The sequence below is a fragment of the Methanoregula formicica SMSP genome (assembly GCF_000327485.1).
In the GTDB taxonomy this organism is placed as follows: Archaea; Halobacteriota; Methanomicrobia; order Methanomicrobiales; family Methanospirillaceae; genus Methanoregula; species Methanoregula formicica.
In genome coordinates, this window is record NC_019943.1 from 1,615,038 (window position 1) to 1,632,594 (window position 17,557).

14 protein-coding genes and 1 tRNA gene are annotated in these 17,557 nt (G+C 53.7%); 5 read left to right on the forward strand and 10 right to left on the reverse strand.

Annotated elements, in window-relative coordinates; translation table 11 throughout:
• Position 1: 1 nt before the first annotated feature.
• The 4 genes from METFOR_RS08125 to METFOR_RS08140 form a co-directional block, all read right to left on the reverse strand.
• Complete coding sequence (locus METFOR_RS08125; RefSeq protein WP_015285643.1) at positions 2-970, reverse strand: methyltransferase domain-containing protein; 969 nt, start codon at positions 968-970, stop codon at positions 2-4.
• Between the two features lie 73 nt (positions 971-1,043).
• Positions 1,044-2,177, reverse strand: coding sequence for a molecular chaperone DnaJ (gene dnaJ / locus METFOR_RS08130; protein WP_015285644.1), 1,134 nt, complete (start codon positions 2,175-2,177; stop codon positions 1,044-1,046).
• Between the two features lie 12 nt (positions 2,178-2,189).
• On the reverse strand, positions 2,190-4,058 hold the full coding sequence (dnaK, locus tag METFOR_RS08135) for a molecular chaperone DnaK (RefSeq protein WP_015285645.1): 1,869 nt from the start codon (positions 4,056-4,058) through the stop codon (positions 2,190-2,192).
• Between the two features lie 5 nt (positions 4,059-4,063).
• A complete protein-coding gene (locus METFOR_RS08140; protein ID WP_015285646.1) occupies positions 4,064-4,609 on the reverse strand; it encodes a nucleotide exchange factor GrpE in 546 nt (181 codons plus the stop codon).
• A gap of 284 nt (positions 4,610-4,893) precedes the next feature.
• Between METFOR_RS08140 and purH the strand changes: the two genes are divergently transcribed.
• Positions 4,894-6,378 (forward strand): bifunctional phosphoribosylaminoimidazolecarboxamide formyltransferase/IMP cyclohydrolase, encoded by a 1,485-nt coding sequence (purH, locus tag METFOR_RS08145; RefSeq protein ID WP_048111262.1) that lies wholly within the window; start codon positions 4,894-4,896, stop codon positions 6,376-6,378.
• A 133-nt stretch (positions 6,379-6,511) separates the two neighbouring features.
• Positions 6,512-7,153: a DUF4013 domain-containing protein gene (locus tag METFOR_RS08150; protein ID WP_015285648.1), complete on the forward strand. Its 642-nt coding sequence runs from the start codon at positions 6,512-6,514 to the stop codon at positions 7,151-7,153.
• 189 nt (positions 7,154-7,342) lie between these two features.
• Here the strand turns inward: METFOR_RS08150 and ilvD are convergent, their stop codons facing one another.
• From ilvD to METFOR_RS08165, 3 genes are all read right to left on the reverse strand, one after another.
• Positions 7,343-8,986, reverse strand: a complete 1,644-nt coding sequence (gene ilvD, locus METFOR_RS08155) for a dihydroxy-acid dehydratase (protein WP_015285649.1) — start codon at positions 8,984-8,986, stop codon at positions 7,343-7,345.
• Between the two features lie 85 nt (positions 8,987-9,071).
• Positions 9,072-10,400 (reverse strand): cobyrinate a,c-diamide synthase, encoded by a 1,329-nt coding sequence (locus METFOR_RS08160; protein ID WP_015285650.1) that lies wholly within the window; start codon positions 10,398-10,400, stop codon positions 9,072-9,074.
• A gap of 167 nt (positions 10,401-10,567) precedes the next feature.
• Positions 10,568-11,866: a COG1361 S-layer family protein gene (locus METFOR_RS08165; protein WP_015285651.1), complete on the reverse strand. Its 1,299-nt coding sequence runs from the start codon at positions 11,864-11,866 to the stop codon at positions 10,568-10,570.
• 360 nt (positions 11,867-12,226) lie between these two features.
• On the opposite strand from METFOR_RS08165, the gene METFOR_RS15345 reads away from it, so the two are divergent.
• Both METFOR_RS15345 and METFOR_RS08175 read left to right on the forward strand, forming a co-directional pair.
• A complete protein-coding gene (locus METFOR_RS15345; RefSeq protein WP_148277639.1) occupies positions 12,227-12,952 on the forward strand; it encodes a hypothetical protein in 726 nt (241 codons plus the stop codon).
• An 84-nt stretch (positions 12,953-13,036) separates the two neighbouring features.
• Positions 13,037-13,108: transfer RNA gene (locus METFOR_RS08175), tRNA-Arg, on the forward strand.
• A 91-nt stretch (positions 13,109-13,199) separates the two neighbouring features.
• On the opposite strand, the gene METFOR_RS08180 is transcribed toward METFOR_RS08175, so the two are convergent.
• Genes METFOR_RS08180 through METFOR_RS15950 form a run of 3 tightly spaced genes read right to left on the reverse strand, consistent with a single transcriptional unit; the run spans position 13,200 to position 15,954 of the window.
• Positions 13,200-13,994 carry an energy-coupling factor transporter transmembrane component T family protein gene (locus METFOR_RS08180; protein WP_015285653.1) on the reverse strand — a complete coding sequence of 265 codons (795 nt, stop codon included), beginning with the start codon at positions 13,992-13,994 and terminating at the stop codon, positions 13,200-13,202.
• A gap of 2 nt (positions 13,995-13,996) precedes the next feature.
• On the reverse strand, positions 13,997-15,424 hold the full coding sequence (locus METFOR_RS14990; protein ID WP_015285654.1) for an ABC transporter ATP-binding protein: 1,428 nt from the start codon (positions 15,422-15,424) through the stop codon (positions 13,997-13,999).
• Positions 15,421-15,954 (reverse strand): tryptophan transporter, encoded by a 534-nt coding sequence (locus METFOR_RS15950; RefSeq protein WP_015285655.1) that lies wholly within the window; start codon positions 15,952-15,954, stop codon positions 15,421-15,423. The genes METFOR_RS14990 and METFOR_RS15950 overlap by 4 nt, the downstream gene beginning before the upstream one ends.
• 242 nt (positions 15,955-16,196) lie before the next feature.
• Here METFOR_RS15950 and METFOR_RS08195 point away from each other — a divergent pair, with 242 nt between their 5' ends.
• Positions 16,197-17,429 (forward strand): NAD(P)-dependent malic enzyme, encoded by a 1,233-nt coding sequence (locus METFOR_RS08195; RefSeq protein ID WP_015285656.1) that lies wholly within the window; start codon positions 16,197-16,199, stop codon positions 17,427-17,429.
• The last annotated feature ends 128 nt before the right edge of the window (positions 17,430-17,557 follow it).

Below are 17,557 nucleotides of genomic sequence, written 5' to 3' on the forward strand. Positions count from 1 at the left end.
ATCAGCTGGTGAGGACGAGAACCTTCCGGGTGAGGCTCTTGTGGACGCGCTGGCTGTGCTGCTGCAGGACCGTCATGTGCTGTGCGGCGATTGCGGAGATGTCACGGTGAGTGACGACGACAGCCCTGCGCCCGGGACGGAGCACGCGGCAAATCTCTGACAGGGCGTCACTGTACAATCGGTCCATGGTGTCAGCCTTGAGGATGCAGACCGACTGGCCGTAGGGAAAATCGGTGACGATGCTGTCGATGGAATGATCCGGGAACGGGAGGCAGGTCGCATCAGCAGTAAGAAGGTCGGAATCCTTTGCATTCAGCCTGCTCCCGCCAATCATGAAAGGATCGAAGTCGCTGCCAATCGCGTGCATGCCGAGCAGTTCCGCCTCAATGAGAATGCCCCCGGTCCCGCAGAACGGATCCAGGAGCGTCTCGCCCGCCCGGGTACGTGCGATATTGACAAGGGTCCGTGCCATCCGGGGCATCATTACCCCCGGGTGGAAAAAGTCGCGTTTGCCGGGGTTCCGGTGGTCATAGCCCCCACGGTTGATCCGGTGCAGCACCTTTCCGAAATAACAGCGGTCCTCCGAGAGGATGGCCCGGTACTCGACTTCCGGATGGATCAGGGAAACCGGGCCATCGATCATGGTCCCGATAAGACGCTCGAACTCCCGCTGCGATGCCGGATTGCGTTCCTGCGACCCCCCGTGGACTTTCTTTGCCCGGCCGGCAAAGGGACGGTCTGTTGTAAGTGCCAGTTCTTTGAGCAGGGCGCGGAAGGAGACGCAATCCGGTTCGCACTCGCCAAGGTATTCCAGGACAACCTGGGTCATGGCGAGGCGGAGTGAAGAATCAGGATCGGGGCACTCGGCAACTGCCACCTGGAGCCTCTTGTCGGCGACCGTGCCGATACATTCGATCTCGGCAAACGGGAGTGTCGCGTTCTCTCCCGAGAGCTCAAAGAGCAGCTTCATCCTGATCAGATGGTACCCGGCCACTCAAATAGATGCGCCAGAAAATAGAGGGAAAAACAGGGGATTTATCGAATTACTTCTTCCCCTTCTTCTTTCCCATGATACCGGAGAAGAAGCCCCCGACCCCGCCACCCTTTCCTTCGAGCTCAATGATCTTCTGGTACAGTTCCTTCTGCTCGCTGCTGACGGATTTGGGGGTGACAATTTTCACCCGGACAAGGAGATCGCCGGGCTTTCCGCGCCGTTTGACGCCCTCGCCGGCAATTTTTAAGGCCATGTTGTACTGCACGCCGGCAGGGATCTTGAGGTCGATGTGGCGCTTGTCGATGGTCTCGATCTCAACATCCGTCCCAAGGACGGCCTGGGCAGGTGAGACTTCAATGACCGTCTCAAGGTTGTCGCCCGAGCGGATGAAACGTTCGTGGGGCATGACATAGACTTCAAGGAACAGGTCCCCGTTCGGCGCCCCGTAATCCCCGGCCTCGCCATAACCCTCCATGCGGAGCCGCATGCCGCTGTCAATCCCGGCCGGGATGTGAACCGAGACCTTTCGCTTGACCCGGTTGTGACCGGATCCGTGGCATTCGTGGCAGGTCTTCTCCGGGATCTTTCCCCGGCCCCCGCACTGGGTACAGGTGGACATCCGGACGAACTGGCCGAACGGGGAGTTGGTTGCCTGCCGCATCTGGCCGCTCCCGCCGCACCGCGGGCAGACGTTCAGCCGTTTTGTCTCGCTGCCGGAGCCGCTGCAGGTTGCACACGGCTCCGAGTGCATCACCTCAATTTCCCGGTCAATGCCGGCAACGGCATCCTCGAGCCGGATCTGGATCCGCATCAGGAGATCGGCGCCGGGCTGCGGGCCGGACCTCCGGTGGCCGCCCCCGCCGAAGAAATCGAAGATGTCACCGAAGCCCGAGAAATCGGAGTAGAACCCGCCGTTCCCAAAGCCGCTGCCTCCGCCGGTGTAGGAGCCTTTCGACGCATTGGTGAAGGTCTCGTGGCCCATGTTGTCGTACTGGGCTTTCTTCTGGGCATCGGAGAGTACGCTGTAGGCCTCGTTGATCTTCTTGAACTTGTCTTCTGCGCCAGGCTCCTTGCAGACATCGGGGTGGTACTTGCGGGCAAGGTTGCGGTAGGCTTTCTTGATCTCTTTCTCGTCGGCATTCCGCGGGACACATAAGGTGTCGTAGTAGTCGCCCGCACTCATTTACGGATCACTTCACTCGTCTTTTACTTTATAATCTGCGTTGACCACGTTGTCGTCGGTCTTAGGCTCCTGCCCGGGAGCCTGTCCGGCCCCGCCCGCAGCGCCGCCGGCCTGCTGCTGGGCTGCTGCCTGCTGCTCGGCCTGCATCTTCTGGTAGATCTTGGTGGTTGCGGCATAGACTGCCTCGGTCAGGGACTCCATTGCCTTCTTGATGGCTTCGAGATCTTCACCGGGCAAAACCTTCCTGACTTCTGCAATGCCCTCTTCGATCTTCGTCTTGTCTGCGGTCTCAAGCTTGTCGCCGCTCTCCTTCAACATCTTTTCTGCAGTGAAGACCGCCGTGTCGGCCTGGTTCCTGAGCTCGATCTCCTCGCGCTTCTTTTTGTCTTCTGCTTCGAACTGTTTGGCAGAGTCCATGGCCTTTTTGATGTCATCTTCAGAGAGCTTGCGGTCGCCCTTGATGGAGATGGCCTGCTGGTTTCCGGTGCCCATGTCCTTAGCCGAGACATGGATGATACCGTTCGAGTCGATATCGAACGTTACCTCGATCTGCGGGATGCCACGGGGTGCCGGAGGGATGCCGGTCAGCTGGAAGCGCCCGAGCGTGAAGTTGTCCTTTGCGAGCGCACGTTCGCCCTGGACCACATGGATCTCGACACTGGTCTGGCCGTCGGCTGCCGTGGAGAAGATCTGGCTCTTCCGGGTCGGGATGGTCGTGTTCCGCTCGATGAGCTTGGTAGCAATGCCGCCCAGGGTCTCGATACCGAGCGTGAGCGGGGTGACGTCCAGCAGTACGATGTCCTTTGCCTCACCGGTAAGGACCGCTCCCTGGATCCCGGCACCGAGCGCAACACATTCATCGGGGTTGATTCCCTTGTCGGGTTCCTTGCCAAGAAGCTTCTTGACCGTTTCCTGCACGAGCGGGACACGGGTCGAACCGCCGACAAGCAGGACATGGTCGATGTCCTTGGGCTCCAGCTTGGCATCCGAGAGCGCCTGCTTGACCGGGCCCATGGTGGACTCGACCAGATCGCTGATCAGTTGTTCGAGCTTTGCCCTTGTGAGATCGATGTTGAGGAACTTGGGGCCGCTTGCGTCGGTTGTGATATAGGGCAGGTTGATGTTGGTGGTCTGCCGCTGGGAGAGCTCGATCTTTGCATTCTCCGCTGCATCGCGCAACCGCTGCATGGCGAAGGGATCGTTCCGGAGATCGATGCCTTCCTTCTTCCTGAACTCCTCGACAAGGTAATCCTGCACCCGCTTGTCGAAATCGTCGCCGCCAAGGTGGTTGTTGCCGGCCGTGGACTTGACCTCGAAGACTCCGTCGCCAAGCGTCAGGATCGAGACATCGAAGGTCCCGCCGCCAAGATCGTACACGAGAACCGTGACATCGGTCTCCTTGTCGATGCCGTACGCAAGGGCGCTGGCAGTCGGCTCGTTGATGATACGGAGCACTTCGAGGCCGGCGATCTGGCCGGCGTCTTTTGTTGCCTGTCGCTGGGCATCGTTGAAGTACGCAGGGACGGTAATGACAGCTTTGGTGATCTTCTCGCCAAGATATGCCTCGGCATCGATCTTGAGTTTCTGCAGGATCATTGCAGAGATCTCCTGCGGGGTGTACGCCTTGCCGTCAATAGTTACCTTCTCACTTGTGCCCATCTTCCGCTTGATGGACTGGATTGTCTTTAACGGATTGGTTACAGCCTGGCGTTTTGCGAGACTGCCGACAAGGCGTTCGCCTTCTTTGGTGAACGCGACCACTGAAGCGGTCGTCCGCCCTCCCTCGGAGTTCGGGATAACAATGGGCTTCCCGGCCTCCATGATCGACATACAGGAATAGGTTGTTCCCAGATCGATTCCCAGAACCTTCTCATTTGCCATGGTTTTCAAGCCTCCTTGTGGTTGTTTTCTTTTCCCTTGGATACTGCTACTTTTGCATACCTGATAACTTTGTCATGCATCCGGTACCCGCGGCATACTTCGTCAATAACGGTTCCGGTGCAGGCGTCCGAGGGCACATGGGCAATCGCCTCATGCTCCTGCGGGTTGAACGTTTTGTTGAGCGACTCTATGGGACAGACGCCGTGACGCTGCAGCTGGGCTGAAAGGAGCTGCTGAATCCGGACAACTCCCTCACGAAGGTGAGCGTCGTCCGATTTCAGTGCCCGTTCGATGTTGTCGGCAACTTCGAGGATGTCACAGGCAAACCTCTCGTTTGCAAGGGCTATAGTCTGGACCCGGTCCCGCTCGCTGCGTTTTTTGTAATTTTCAAAATCCGCTGCAAGACGCAGGAAACGGTCGTTCAGTTCTGCGTAGGCTTTCTTCTGTGCATCAGCTTCCGCAGTTCCGGATGCCGGGATCTCCGCATTCTGTGCGGCAATGTCCGGTGTCTCCTGTTCCGGGGGCTCCTGCCCGTTCTCTGCATTGCTCATAGTCCATCCCATTCGATGTTCCAATATCTATTGCATTGTGGTTCTATATAAACTTTGAGTAAGCGGATACCAAGCGAGCGGCAATTATTGGCCTGTTTCAGAAACTGGGACCAATATTCGCGTGAAATGAAGATCGGACAGGCCAGGTTTGTCAATTTTGAGAGAGAATCTTCCCGGAATCAGGTTTTTTGGCAATGTTCTGCCGGTTACCTGCGCAACCGGAGGATGGAACCGGAAGTTCTCCTCCACACCTTTTTTCTCCCTTCCTGCCCAACGTTATGACCATGAAGTGGGCACTGCTTTCAGTCTGGGATAAGACCGGGATTGTGGATCTGGCACGGGAACTTGCCGGACAGAAATACAATATCATGAGTTCCGGGGGTACCGGCAAGGCTCTTGCCGCCGCCGGGATCCGCTACACGGAAGTCTCCAGTTATACCGGCTTTCCCGAGATGATGGATGGCAGGGTCAAGACCCTCCACCCCCGGGTCCATGGCGGCCTTCTCGGGAGAAGGCAGATCGATGATGCTGTGATGGCCAAGCACGGGATCAACAGGATCGACCTCCTTGTTGTCAACCTCTACCCGTTCGAAGCAATGTCGCAGAAGGACCTGGATCTTGAGAACCTGATCGAGTTCATTGACATCGGCGGGCCGGCGATGATCCGGGCTGCTGCCAAGAACTACCGTGATGTTGCTGTCGTTGTCGATCCCGCGGACTATCCGGCAGTCCTGGCTGCAATCAAAAGCGGCGGGATTTCCGAAGAACAGCGACTCGGGCTTGCAAAGAAAGTGTTCGCCCGTACCGCTGCCTATGATGCAGCAATCAGCAATTACCTCCAGCGGCTCGATTCACCTTTCCCCCCCACCCTCTCGCTGCAATACACCCATGGCAGGCCTCTCCGCTATGGGGAGAATCCTCATCAGATGGCGGCAGTGTACGGCACTAGCGGGATTGCCGGCGCAGAACCTCTCCAGGGAAAGCAGATGTCCTATAATAATTACCTCGACGTGAATGCAGGCGTTGCACTGCTCCGGGAGTTTGATGATGCAGCAGCGGTGATTGTCAAGCACAACAATCCCTGCGGTGTTGCCACCGGCACGGACGTTCTCGATGCCTACCTCACTGCCCGCGACGTGGACCCGGTCTCCGCGTACGGTTCGGTCGTTTCCGTCAATCGCGAGGTCACAAAAGCGTTTGCCGAAGAGATCTGCGGTACTTTTGTCGAAGTAATCGTTGCGCCGAAATTCTCCGCAGATGCCTTGAAGGTTATGAAGAAGAAGGAGAACATGCGTGTCCTTCTTCTGCCGGATCGCTGCGAAGCGGATGAGGTGCGGGCAATCGATGGGGGAATCCTTGTCCAGAGGACACCGGCCTACCAGGAGCACTGGCAGGTAATCACGGACCGCGACCCGACTGCAGATGAGATGATGGCACTCCAGCTTGCCTGGAAGGTCTGCAAGCATACAAAGAGCAACACCATCATCTTTGCCGACCAGAAGAGGACGCTGGGGATTGGCGCCGGCCAGATGAGCCGTGTCGATTCGGCAAAGATCGCCATCAGCAAGGCATGCGGTTCCCTGAAAGGATCGGCTGTTGCCTCCGATGCGTTCCTCCCGTTCCCGGATACGCTGGAAGTTGCCGCAGAGGCCGGTGCCACGGCACTTGTGCAGCCGGGGGGATCGATCCGCGATAAGGAAGTCATCGATGCCGCAAACCGCCTTCATATGGCAATGGTCTTTACGGGCGTACGGTACTTCAGGCACTGATATTTTTCCTCTTTTTTAAAAATCAGGCAGAAATCTGCGATAGATATTTATTCTGCGAAGTTGCCATACCTTCTTTAAATCGTTTGTGGCCGCTTCCGGTCATGGACGATTTGACTATATTGAGGCGAAAAGAATGGATTTCGGAAACATGCTTGGCGAGTCTTTTGCTTATGCAAAAGACGGGGTTGTTGGTAAATGGATGCAATGGATTCTGCTCCTGATTGCGACCATCCTTCTCTGTATCCCGCTCCTCGGGTATACCCTGAAGATCTATCGCGGTGAGAAACCTGCCCCTGAAGTCACCGGGTGGGGGACTCTCATCATTGACGGTATCAAGTATCTCATCATCTCGCTCATCTGGGCCATCCCGTGCCTGATCATCTTCTTTGTGATGCTTGGTGCAGCGATAACCTCCTATATTACAAACCCTGCTGCAATCATAGGGATCATGGGTGGGATGCTCGTAGGCTTCCTCCTCTTCTTCATTGTTGCCTTCATCACGGGCCTTCTTGCAACGATCGGTATCATCCGGTTTGCACGGACAGGATCCATGGGAGAGGCATTCAACTTCGGGGCAATCCTCGAAACCATTGGCAAGATCGGGTGGGTCAACTACATCATTGCCCTCATCATCATCGGTATCATCATCGGTATCATTGAATTCATCCTGATGGCGATCCCCTATGTTGGAACACTCATCCTGTTCCTCATCGTCCCGCCCCTCGTGCTCTGGCAATCGCGCTATTTCTGCCTGATCTACGACAGCGCAGCATAATCCTTCAACACTTTTTTCCCTGTTTTCTCCTGACCCTCACCAACGGAGATTCCTGTACATGCAGGAAAAATCCGGATGACCGGCATCTTACAACAAGAGTACGGTTGCTGAAGAACCCAACGTTCTGAAATTCAGGAAGATGAGCGCAGGAATGGGGGTCAACGGGATTGTGTATTGTAAAAAAATGGATCAGCGCTGAACAGCACCGAGATTGGCCTGTTCAACGGTTTTTGCATACCGGGCAAGGACACCGGTCAGGTTCTTTGTGACAGGTTTCCAGGTATTCTTCCGCTTTTTGAGTTCCTGTGCCGTGACCTTAAGATCGATTGCTTTCTTGTGGAGATCGACAGCAATCGTGTCGCCATCCTTCACCAGCGCTATTGGTCCACCGGCCGCTGCTTCCGGGGCCACATGCCCGATACAGGGACCTCGGGTACCCCCTGAGAACCTTCCGTCAGTTATGAGAACCACTTTTTTAAACCCGAGCCCCATCAGTGCGGAGGTGGGTGAGAGCATCTCCGGCATGCCGGGTGCGCCACGCGGGCCTTCGTACCGGATAACGACAACATCTCCTTCCCGGATCTTCCTGCCAAGGATTGCTTTCATGGCGGGTCCTTCACCATCAAAGACACGGGCAGGGCCGGTATGCTTCCACATCTCCTTTGGTACAGCGGCGCTCTTCACAACAGCCCCGTCAGGCGCAAGCGATCCGGAAAGGATCCGGAGACCGCCTTCTGCATTGATCGGTTTTTTTACCGGCCGGATCACTTCGCTGTTTCTCACGACCGCGGACTTTGCGATATCAAGGACTTTCCTGCCGGAGACCGTGGGGGTATTGTCAAGGAATTTCTCCAGCTGTTTCATGACCGCGGGAATCCCGCCGGCACGGTGGAGTGTCTGCATGGAGTGCGGGCCGGACGGCTGCATGTAGCAGATATGGGGGATTTTTCCGGCAAGTTCCGCAAAGTCATCCAGGGAAAGCGGGATTCCTGCCTCCGTTGCAATTGCCATAAGGTGAAGGACCGTGTTGGTGGAACCGCCGAGTGCCATATCCACCCGGATGGCATTCCGCAGGCTCTTCTTTGTGATAATGTCCCGGGGGAGGACCTGTTTTTTTACGAGCGGGATGATTGCCTCACCGGTCTCGCGGGCGATCCGGAGTTTTCCGGCATCGACCGCGGGTGTTGCCGCACAGCCGGGGAGGGACATCCCCATGGCTTCGGTCATGCAGGCCATGGTGTTCGCGGTGTACAGCCCCTGGCAGGAGCCGCATCCCGGCATGGCGCAGCACTCGAGCTCGCCGAGTGCTTTCTCGGTCATGGATCCCGCGGCGACCTTTCCTACGCCTTCGAAGATATCGATGAGGGAGAGCTCCTTTCCGTCCTGGAAGCCGGAGAGCATGGCCCCACCGGTCAGGACTACTGTGGGGATATTGCACCGGACTGCTGCCATCAGCATGCCGGGCACGATCTTATCGCAGGTGCCGACGCAGACAAGGCCGTCGAAGCAATGCGCCTGAACCATAAGTTCGATCGAGTCGGCGATGTTCTCACGCGACGGGAGGGAATACCGCATTCCTTCGTGACCCATCGCAATACCATCGCAGATACCGATTGTGCCAAACTCAAAGGGCACACCGCCGGCCGCTGCAATGCCCTCCCTGACTTTCCCGGCCAGCTGGTTGAGGTGGACATGCCCGGGAACGATTGTGTTGTATGCATTCGCAATACCGATGAACGGGAGTCCCATCTCGCGATCGGTCACCCCAAGCGAGCGGAGAAGCGCCCGGTTTGGTGCCCGCTCATACCCTTTCTTTGCATTATCACTGCGCATAAAAAACCAGACTACCTGTGAAAAAGAGATTCGTGCTCCTGAATGATTATCCCTTGTGTCTGCGTGCGAGGTGGTGCAGGGAGAATCAGGTCCGCGAGAAGGATACTGCTGCATCTACAAAGCACCGGGCAAATGCTGGGGAAAAATACGCATGGGTGTACTGGCCCACTGCATTCAGGGACACGAGCCCGTCCCTGCCATCACAAATTCCCTTTCCCCTTGAGAGCGTGATGGTGAACCGTGCATCACGGTCGGGTTCGAGCTGTGAATAATGAAACTCATGGCCGGTAACGGTTTGTCCGGGGGTGAGAAATGCCGCACCTGCAGAAGTGACGGTGCCTTTTGTATACCCGAGGGCCTGGATGCGTTTCGTCATGGTTGCTGAAACGGGAAGAATTCCGGTCATACGATGCGTTGCTTCTTCGGAGACTTCTCTTGCAAGGTACATCAGTCCTCCGCATTCACCAAGAATGGGCAGGTTTTCGGCCGCAGCTTTCGGGAGTTCTTTTGTGCAGATCGCTGATGCAAGGCCGGGAAGGAACAGCTCAGGGTACCCTCCTCCCATGTACACGGCATCAACGGGCGGCAGAGCATCGGCAAGCGGGGAGAAGAAGACAAGTTCGGCACCGGACCGTGCCAGCAGGTCGAGGTTGTCCCGGTAATAGAAGCAGAATGCATTGTCATACGCAACACCGATTCGCGCACGGGACTCCACCGGAGGATCAGGTTGTGGCAGGAAAGGAAGAGAGGGGGCTGCCCGGGCTACTGACATCACCGCGTCAAGATCGCAATGTTCAGCAATCATGGCAGTTATCTCGTTGTGGGGGGCGGGCTCGTGGCCCATGACCAGCCCGAGATGCCGGCTCTTTACGGAAATTTCATCGCTCCGCGGGATCCACCCCAGCGCGGGGAGCGCAAGGAACGGTTCGATCATCGCCCGGTGACGCGGGCTGCCGGTGCGGTTGACAATCACACCGGCAATCGTGACGGTTGGATCAAAATCCCGGAAACCACGGATGAGGGCATGGATGCTCCGTGACATCCCTTTTGCGTCGACGACAAGAATCACCGGAGCATGAAGGATCCGGGCAACATGTGCGGTGCTGGCAAGGTCTGTCCCGTCGACCCCGTCGAACATCCCCATGACACCTTCGATGACCGCTATATCGGATCCTTCCGATGCATGGTGAAACGTATCAAGACAGCCGGTATCTCCCATCATGAATGGATCGAGATTGCGGGATTCACTGCCGCAGATCCGGGAATGGTGGCTGGGATCGATGAAGTCAGGGCCGACCTTGAAGGGCTGGACACGGTATCCTTGTGCGACAAGGGCTCCCATGAGCCCGCCCGCGACAGTAGTCTTACCACACCCGCTGTGCGTTCCGGCAATAACAATACGGGGGATTGTCATGAGATTGTTTCCGTTTTTTCTGGCAGATTGATCATGATGACCGGCTCGTTTGATATGCCGGGTCCCAGGAGTGATAACATGCTTTTGGGATCCGGATTAATGATACTGCAATGATACTCTGGCCGTATCGCAGATAAAGATGTATTTATTGAAAAAAGAGGACTGGATTATTCCTTTTTCTTCCGGTAATGGTATGCCAGGTAGGCAATGCCGATAACCGCAGCAGCAACAATCGAGAGATAGATGGGATTTGTCAGGATGATGGCAATTCCTTCTGTTGCGGTAACGTCAACTGTGACTTTCATGGGATCCGAGATATGCGTATTGTCGAGAGCATCGCGGTACCGGATCTCTGAATCGAGGCCGTATTCTTTTATCGTGGCACTGCGGTCTACACCCAACGGGTACGTTATCACCCGTGATTCATTGGGCTGAAGATCGCCGATAAAGGCGATATCTGAAGCGCTGGTGAACGGATCTACGGCACTGATCCTCGCCTGGGCACTGTAAACCGGACTCCCCCCTATATTTTTATATTCAACCAAGATCTCTTTTTTGTTCCCCGGGTGCATTGCGGCCGGTGGAGAGACAATAGCAAAATTCACCTTTCCTCCAACGGGAACGCCAATGGTTTTTTCACGGGTTGATTCACTGTCTCCTTCTGCGTTCAGGTACACGACACCAACATCAACCGGGTAGGACTGCTGTTCCGCACGGCCCGAAACCGAGATTTTATACCGGGCGGTTGCAGTGCTTCCGGCAGGGAAATCGCCGATGTAGACACTGTCATCTACCGGAAGAATCGGGCTGTCGCCATTACGGGTAAGGACAACAATAGCCTGCGATCCATGGGCAGTGCCGGAATTTTTTACCTGTATGGTAATGTATCCTTTGGCCCCCGCGGTTATATGTTCAGGTTCCGCAGAGAGGACGTCTATTACAACTTCCGGTTTGATTGTGATGGGGATATCCAGCGTGATCTCTTTTGACTGGTAGAAATATTCCATTGTTGCATCATTGTACTGGCTTGCGGAAGAGAGGTAGGAATAGTTCAACATCAGAGGAAGGATGTAGGTTCCCCCTTCTGCATTTTCCAGGATCTTTACCGTGTATTGTGCAACGGCGGATGATGATTCGGCCAGGTCACCCAGCATAACCGGATCGGTTTTTATCGACACCGGCGCATTGCCCGAGGAGAGTGTGGAGATAAGGAATTTCGCAGTGGTTGGCAGGTCATCCCTGTCAGTGATCCCGGACTGAACCAGTTTGTCTTTACTCTGCCCGGTGTTCTGGATTGTGATGCTGATCTGCACATCAGAATTTGGTGAGAATTCATTGGTTCCTGAAATGGATGCCGAAAGATTCGGGCTACCGGACAGGTAGAGTGTTCCACCCATGACGGGTTTGACAAGAAGGGCAGCCATTACGAATAATACGAGAATAATGATGCTTTTAGTCACTGCCATATATACCTACCATGAACATCTGATAACATACATTATGTGTGTATTCTATGTGTGTATTCCCAAAGAAAAATTTCTTAAACCGAGATTGTTCCTATATCCAATGATAATCAACGGTAAAAAAAATTTTGGAGATGTTTGCGATAATGAAACGAAGAATCATGGTATCTTTCTTCAGGTATCTCGTCATTTTCTGCGGTACTAAGAAATTCGTAAGAATTTATGGAACCGGTTGTTGATTATGTCGTATCATCTTTTGAAAATTTTATAAACCATTAATTACAGTAATCAGGTATAATGATAAAACGAAGTTCAATTCTCCTGAGTCTTTTCATAATTGCCCTTCTCATTCTCACCGGGTGTGTGGCACCACCGAAAGAAACACCCGGTTCAATTGATTCGGCTGGTTCATCATCTATTGTCACGGGGGAAAAGACAATTCCTGGTACAACAGCGACTCCAGCTAACGTTTATGTAACTGAAGTTACACCGTATGTGACATTATTTGGTATTGAGAGCCCCGATTCTTCCGATTCACGTGCAATCTCAACCCCGACCCCGGTTCCAGAAGACCGTAGCTGCAGGATTTTCACAACAACCCAGACTTACTTTTATAATGGGACCGCTTTCACGTTTGATCTCAAGAATCCACCGATGTATATTAATTACTCAGTCATTCCCCAGAATATTACTGTCAATAAACCAGCGACATCCCGGTTTGGGAAAAAAGAAGACGTTGTCTACCAGTATTCAACATATGATCCGCAATCCTATCTCATCATAACAGTGCGGAGCAAATCAACTGGTGAGATTTATCTTGAGGACGGATTTGGTACTGAATACACAACTTACCCTTCTCGCACGCTGAAAGTATTAAATGCGGATGATATGTTGATTGAAATAAATGGTAACAAGATCACAGCCACCACGAATTTTTGGGTAAAACCCTACGGCAATTTTGATGATCCACAGAATATGACATTTGATACATGTACTTACTGGGGGCAGACCCGCGATGTAACAGCACATGCTCTTGTCACAGCGACGACAACTCCTACATGGGCTCCCGGAAATGTCATAAAACGGTAACATATTTTTACACAGCATATTTTAAAAACGGTGAGATATTTAAACGATGAAAACTATTGTAGTAAGGCAGGCGTATAACCTCGCGTCCCGGTGGGGTAGTGGACATCCTAGAAGCCTGCGGAGCTTTTGACCCGGGTTCAAGTCCCGGCCGGGGCGTTCCTTTTTCGGGTTGGATTCCCGGCAGCATCTGAAAAACCGATAGCAATCGCTATGAAATCTGCGTTTTAAAAATGAATAACAATTTTTCCTATACCATCTGCCCGATGAACAATGCGATAAATCCACAGCCACTGACTGCAAGAATACTGATAACCGCATAATCGCGGGAAAGGAAAACCCGCTCGCGAACATGGGTTCTCTTGCCTGTCCGATACCCGCGCATATCTATCGTAAGGCCGAGAACATTTGAACGAAGCAAAGCATTGGAAACGAGCGGGATGACAATCGGGGCAACACTTTTCACTTTCCCGGTGATTCCCGTCCCTGGATTGAATCCCCGTGCCAGCTGGGCTTCATGGATACGCTGCCCCTCAATCTGGAGTGTCGGGATGAAGCGAAGCGCGATGATGAACATCAGGATATAATCTATGGGAAGCCGGACCTTCTCCAGCGCATGGACAATGTCTCGTGGCTGCGTCGAGATCAGGAAGAGCTGGAACGCGAAGATGAGGATCATGAACCGGAGCGTGAGTACAATACCAATCATGAGCCCGCCGCTTGTAATTGGGATGAAACCCCCGATGAACGGGATCCCTGCCGGGATCACATACCCCAGAGTTTCTCCCCCGGGCATGGTGACGACCGTTATGAGGATGAAGATGATACTCATCACAAGGATGAACTTGAGCTGCTGGAGTGATTCCCTCAAGAGTTCACCATACGCGGCGAACACGAGCATGGCAAAGACCATGAGGCAAAGGAACGGGATGCTTGTCGCGATAATTGCCATGAGCGAGACAAGGATGATGAAGAAGATCTTGGTATACGGATGGAGCCGGTGCAGGAACGCATCTTTGTGCACATACTGGAGGATCTCGGCCATAGTCATGCACCTCCAATGTCAGACACGATCTTCCCGTTTTCCATCAGGATAACACGGTCGGCGCAATGCTGCGCGATCTCCTTGTTATGCGTGATAATGAGAATCGTATGTCCTTTCTCCTGGAGGTGTTTGAGCATCTCGATGACCATTCTCGCTTCGTTCCCGTCAAGGCCGGTGGTGGGCTCGTCCAAAACGATGACGCCGGGTTGCATGGCAACAACGCAGGCTATCGCAAGCCGCTGCCGTTCACCACGGGAGAGCCAGCGGGGGTAGAATCCCCCAGAATCGGAAAGTCCCGCGTCACGGAGTGCGGCATCGATGACCTCATCGCTCTTTTCGATTCCAAGGTTGTGAACACCGTATGCAATCTCGTCCCGTACGGTATCGGCAAAGAACATGTGGTCCGGGTTCTGGAAAACAAGACCGACATCATGGGCGAGTGTTGCGATACTGCAATCCTTTGTATTTTTCCCATTGATGATGACATCCCCGCTTGTTGGCGTAAGGAGCCGGTTGAAATGCTTGACAAGTGTTGTCTTCCCTGATCCGTTCTCACCAACGATAGCGACAAAATCACCCCGCCTGATGGTCAGGCTGATCCCGGAAAGGGCTTCGACATCTCCATAGGAATAGCGGAGATCCTGCACCGAGATGATAGGGCCATTGGCTGACGAGTGCGGCACCGCTTTACGGATTGTGGTGAAATCCGGCAGAACCATGGCGCGGATCCGTTCATTTTGCAGAACCTGTTCCGGTATGCCTTTGGTTGTGATGGTCCCGGCTTCCATGATGACAAGGGTATCCACGAGATTTTTAAAATGGTGGTATTTGTGCTCCACCAGCAGAATGGTCTTTCCCTGCTGTTTGAGATCGGAGAGGATATCAGCGATCCTTTTTGTGGCGTGCTCGTCAAGCTCGGATGTCGGCTCGTCAAGGATGAGGATATCGTTTCCGAGAGCTAGCGTTGCGGCAAGGGCAACACGCTGTTTCTGGCCACCGGAGAGGTGATGCGGGGACCTGTCCCGGAGTTTTTCCAGATAGGTGGTTTTCATGATGCCGGCAAGACGCTCCTCAATATCGGCAGCCGATAATCCGCGGTGTTCCAGTGCTGACAGGATTTCCTCTTCAACCGTTGTGAAGATCATCTGGGCTTCAGGGTCATCGAATACGACACCGACATTCTGCGCGAGATCCGAGAGGGTTGTATACTCTGCCACATCTTTCCCGTCAACAACTATGGAGCCCTCCTTTTTCCCGCCATATTCATGATGCAGGATACCGGAAGCTGCAAGACAAAGCGATGTTTTTCCGGCACCAGAAGGCCCGGTCACCATAACGCACCGGCCTTCCTCAAGAGAGAGGGATACACGGTGCAGGGCCGGCTGCACCGTGTGGGGATACGTGTACGTAATATCTGTTAGTTCGATCATTCCTGTCCTCTAAGAAGCACCCTGCTGGAAGGGATGTAGAGGAACTGGACTACGATTGCATTAAAGACTGCCGTTATGACCACGATAGGGACAAAAACAGCGACAAAGGCCATGATGTCTCCCCCGTATTTTGGGCTGGAGAGCACACTTGCACCAACAAACATCATTGCTATCGCAGCAAAGGAGAAGCCACTGGCAAGTGTTGCAAGAAACGTGGTAACGGTCGGGGCGAGTTTCGTCCGCTCCCTGAGGGCTGCGTAGAGAATAAAACAGACCAGCGCACCGATTGGCTCACTGATGATATTTGCCGGAGGGAACATCGAACTCGATATCAGCATCGAAAGGACACCGGCAACAAGACCGATACCGAGCGCTTCCAGGATCTTCGGCCGTATCAGGATAATCGCAAGACAGTAGAACGCGATGATCATATTCGGTGTCAGGGGAGTGTGGAGCATCGCAAGGAAGTACCGGAGGATGGCACCGATAGCAAGCAGAATTCCTACAATAGCAATATCTTTTGACTTCATGATTTGCACAACCATAACCAGGTAACAAGGATGACAAGCGACTGAACAAGAGCCGCGCAATGAATTTTGTATGCCTTGATGTATACATTTGTTCATTTATGTATTAAATATTGCTTTCTGGAAGGGGCACATTATTGGTATTCAGGCAAGAATCCCGGCGGAGTGGTATACAGCGAGAATCCCATTTCGACCACCAGATTCATGACCAACGCGATCACTGTCAGGTATAGTGAAATATCTGTATGCCGTTCTCACCCGGTAGCGACTCCCTGTACAGGGAATCCCTTGTTCTTCATGAAAAACACCGTGGGAAACTTGCCATCCGGCCGAAGGTCCTTCTAAAAACACGACATGACCTGTCCCTTGCTTATACACCAGGAGTTGCTGAAGTAAGCCGTGAGATTATCCGTAACCGGGACAATGCGTACGAATATACCCTGAAGGCAAATACCATCGCGATTGTTACGGATGGTTCAGCGGTTCTCGGGCTGGGCAATATCGGGGGATATGCAGCGATACCGGTGATGGAGGGAAAAGCGATCCTGTTCAAGGAATTTGCCGGAGTAGATGCGTTCCCGATCTGTTTTGAGAGTTACGAGACGGATTTTGTGGACAAGGTCAGAAACATTGCGCCGGTCTTTGGCGGCATCAACCTTGAAGACATTGCCGCGCCGAAATGCTTCGAGGTAGAAGATGCCCTTCAGGATATCGGGATCCCGGTCATGCACGACGACCAGCACGGAACTGCAGTAGTCGTTCTCGCAGCACTTATCAATGCCTGTAAAGTAACAGGAAAAAAATACAAAGATCTGAACATTGTTATCAATGGGGCCGGTGCTGCCGGATATGCCATTACGAGGATGCTGAAATGCATCGGCTACAGCCCGGAAGTCTGTACCCGGGTCAACGAGATTATTGTCTGCGATACGCAGGGCACGATATTCCGGGGCCGGGAAGGGCTCTACCAGAACAAGTACAAATTCATCATATCAGAAGAAACCAACCGGATCGCCCTGAGCGGAACACTTGCCGACGCCTTGTGCGGAGCCGATGTGTTCATCGGGGTCTCTGCCCCGGGTCTTGTGACACCGGAGATGATCCGGTCTATGAACAGGGATCCCATTGTTTTTGCCATGGCAAATCCCGTTCCGGAGATTATGCCGGATAAAGCAAAAGAGGCTGGTGCAGCCGTTGTCGGCACCGGCCGGAGCGACTATCCCAACCAGATCAATAACGTACTGGCGTTCCCCGGAATATTTCGGGGTGCGCTGGATGCCCGGGCTACCCGGATCACCGATGACATGAAGATCGCAGCCGCACATGCCATTGCCGGTTGTGTAACAAAACCGCGCCCTGATTGTATCCTGCCCAGTATCCTTGACAAGAGCGTGACAAAAAGGGTTGCAACAGCGGTAGCAAAAGCCGCCGTTGCATCCGGGTGCAGCCGTTCTGTTCCATCATCCCGGCACCAATAATCGCCGTTCAATCACAGATAACAATACTTCATTTGTTACATTCAGATATTCAACCGGATGGGTGGATTTTTAGGGCACAGCCGCAAAGTAAACCAGTACTACGGGATGGAAGAATGTCCCTGAAGGGA

What these genes read in the sequence shown, in the direction of transcription:
- METFOR_RS08125 (WP_015285643.1), bottom strand. Translation starts at nt 970, where the DNA reads ATGAAGCTGCTCTTTGAGCTCTCGGGAGAGAACGCGACACTCCCGTTT.
- dnaJ (WP_015285644.1), bottom strand. Translation starts at nt 2,177, where the DNA reads ATGAGTGCGGGCGACTACTACGACACCTTATGTGTCCCGCGGAATGCC.
- dnaK (WP_015285645.1), bottom strand. Translation starts at nt 4,058, where the DNA reads ATGGCAAATGAGAAGGTTCTGGGAATCGATCTGGGAACAACCTATTCC.
- METFOR_RS08140 (WP_015285646.1), bottom strand. Translation starts at nt 4,609, where the DNA reads ATGAGCAATGCAGAGAACGGGCAGGAGCCCCCGGAACAGGAGACACCG.
- purH (WP_048111262.1), top strand. Translation starts at nt 4,894, where the DNA reads ATGAAGTGGGCACTGCTTTCAGTCTGGGATAAGACCGGGATTGTGGAT.
- METFOR_RS08150 (WP_015285648.1), top strand. Translation starts at nt 6,512, where the DNA reads ATGGATTTCGGAAACATGCTTGGCGAGTCTTTTGCTTATGCAAAAGAC.
- ilvD (WP_015285649.1), bottom strand. Translation starts at nt 8,986, where the DNA reads ATGCGCAGTGATAATGCAAAGAAAGGGTATGAGCGGGCACCAAACCGG.
- METFOR_RS08160 (WP_015285650.1), bottom strand. Translation starts at nt 10,400, where the DNA reads ATGACAATCCCCCGTATTGTTATTGCCGGAACGCACAGCGGGTGTGGT.
- METFOR_RS08165 (WP_015285651.1), bottom strand. Translation starts at nt 11,866, where the DNA reads ATGGCAGTGACTAAAAGCATCATTATTCTCGTATTATTCGTAATGGCT.
- METFOR_RS08180 (WP_015285653.1), bottom strand. Translation starts at nt 13,994, where the DNA reads ATGGCCGAGATCCTCCAGTATGTGCACAAAGATGCGTTCCTGCACCGG.
- METFOR_RS14990 (WP_015285654.1), bottom strand. Translation starts at nt 15,424, where the DNA reads ATGATCGAACTAACAGATATTACGTACACGTATCCCCACACGGTGCAG.
- METFOR_RS15950 (WP_015285655.1), bottom strand. Translation starts at nt 15,954, where the DNA reads ATGAAGTCAAAAGATATTGCTATTGTAGGAATTCTGCTTGCTATCGGT.
- METFOR_RS08195 (WP_015285656.1), top strand. Translation starts at nt 16,197, where the DNA reads ATGCCGTTCTCACCCGGTAGCGACTCCCTGTACAGGGAATCCCTTGTT.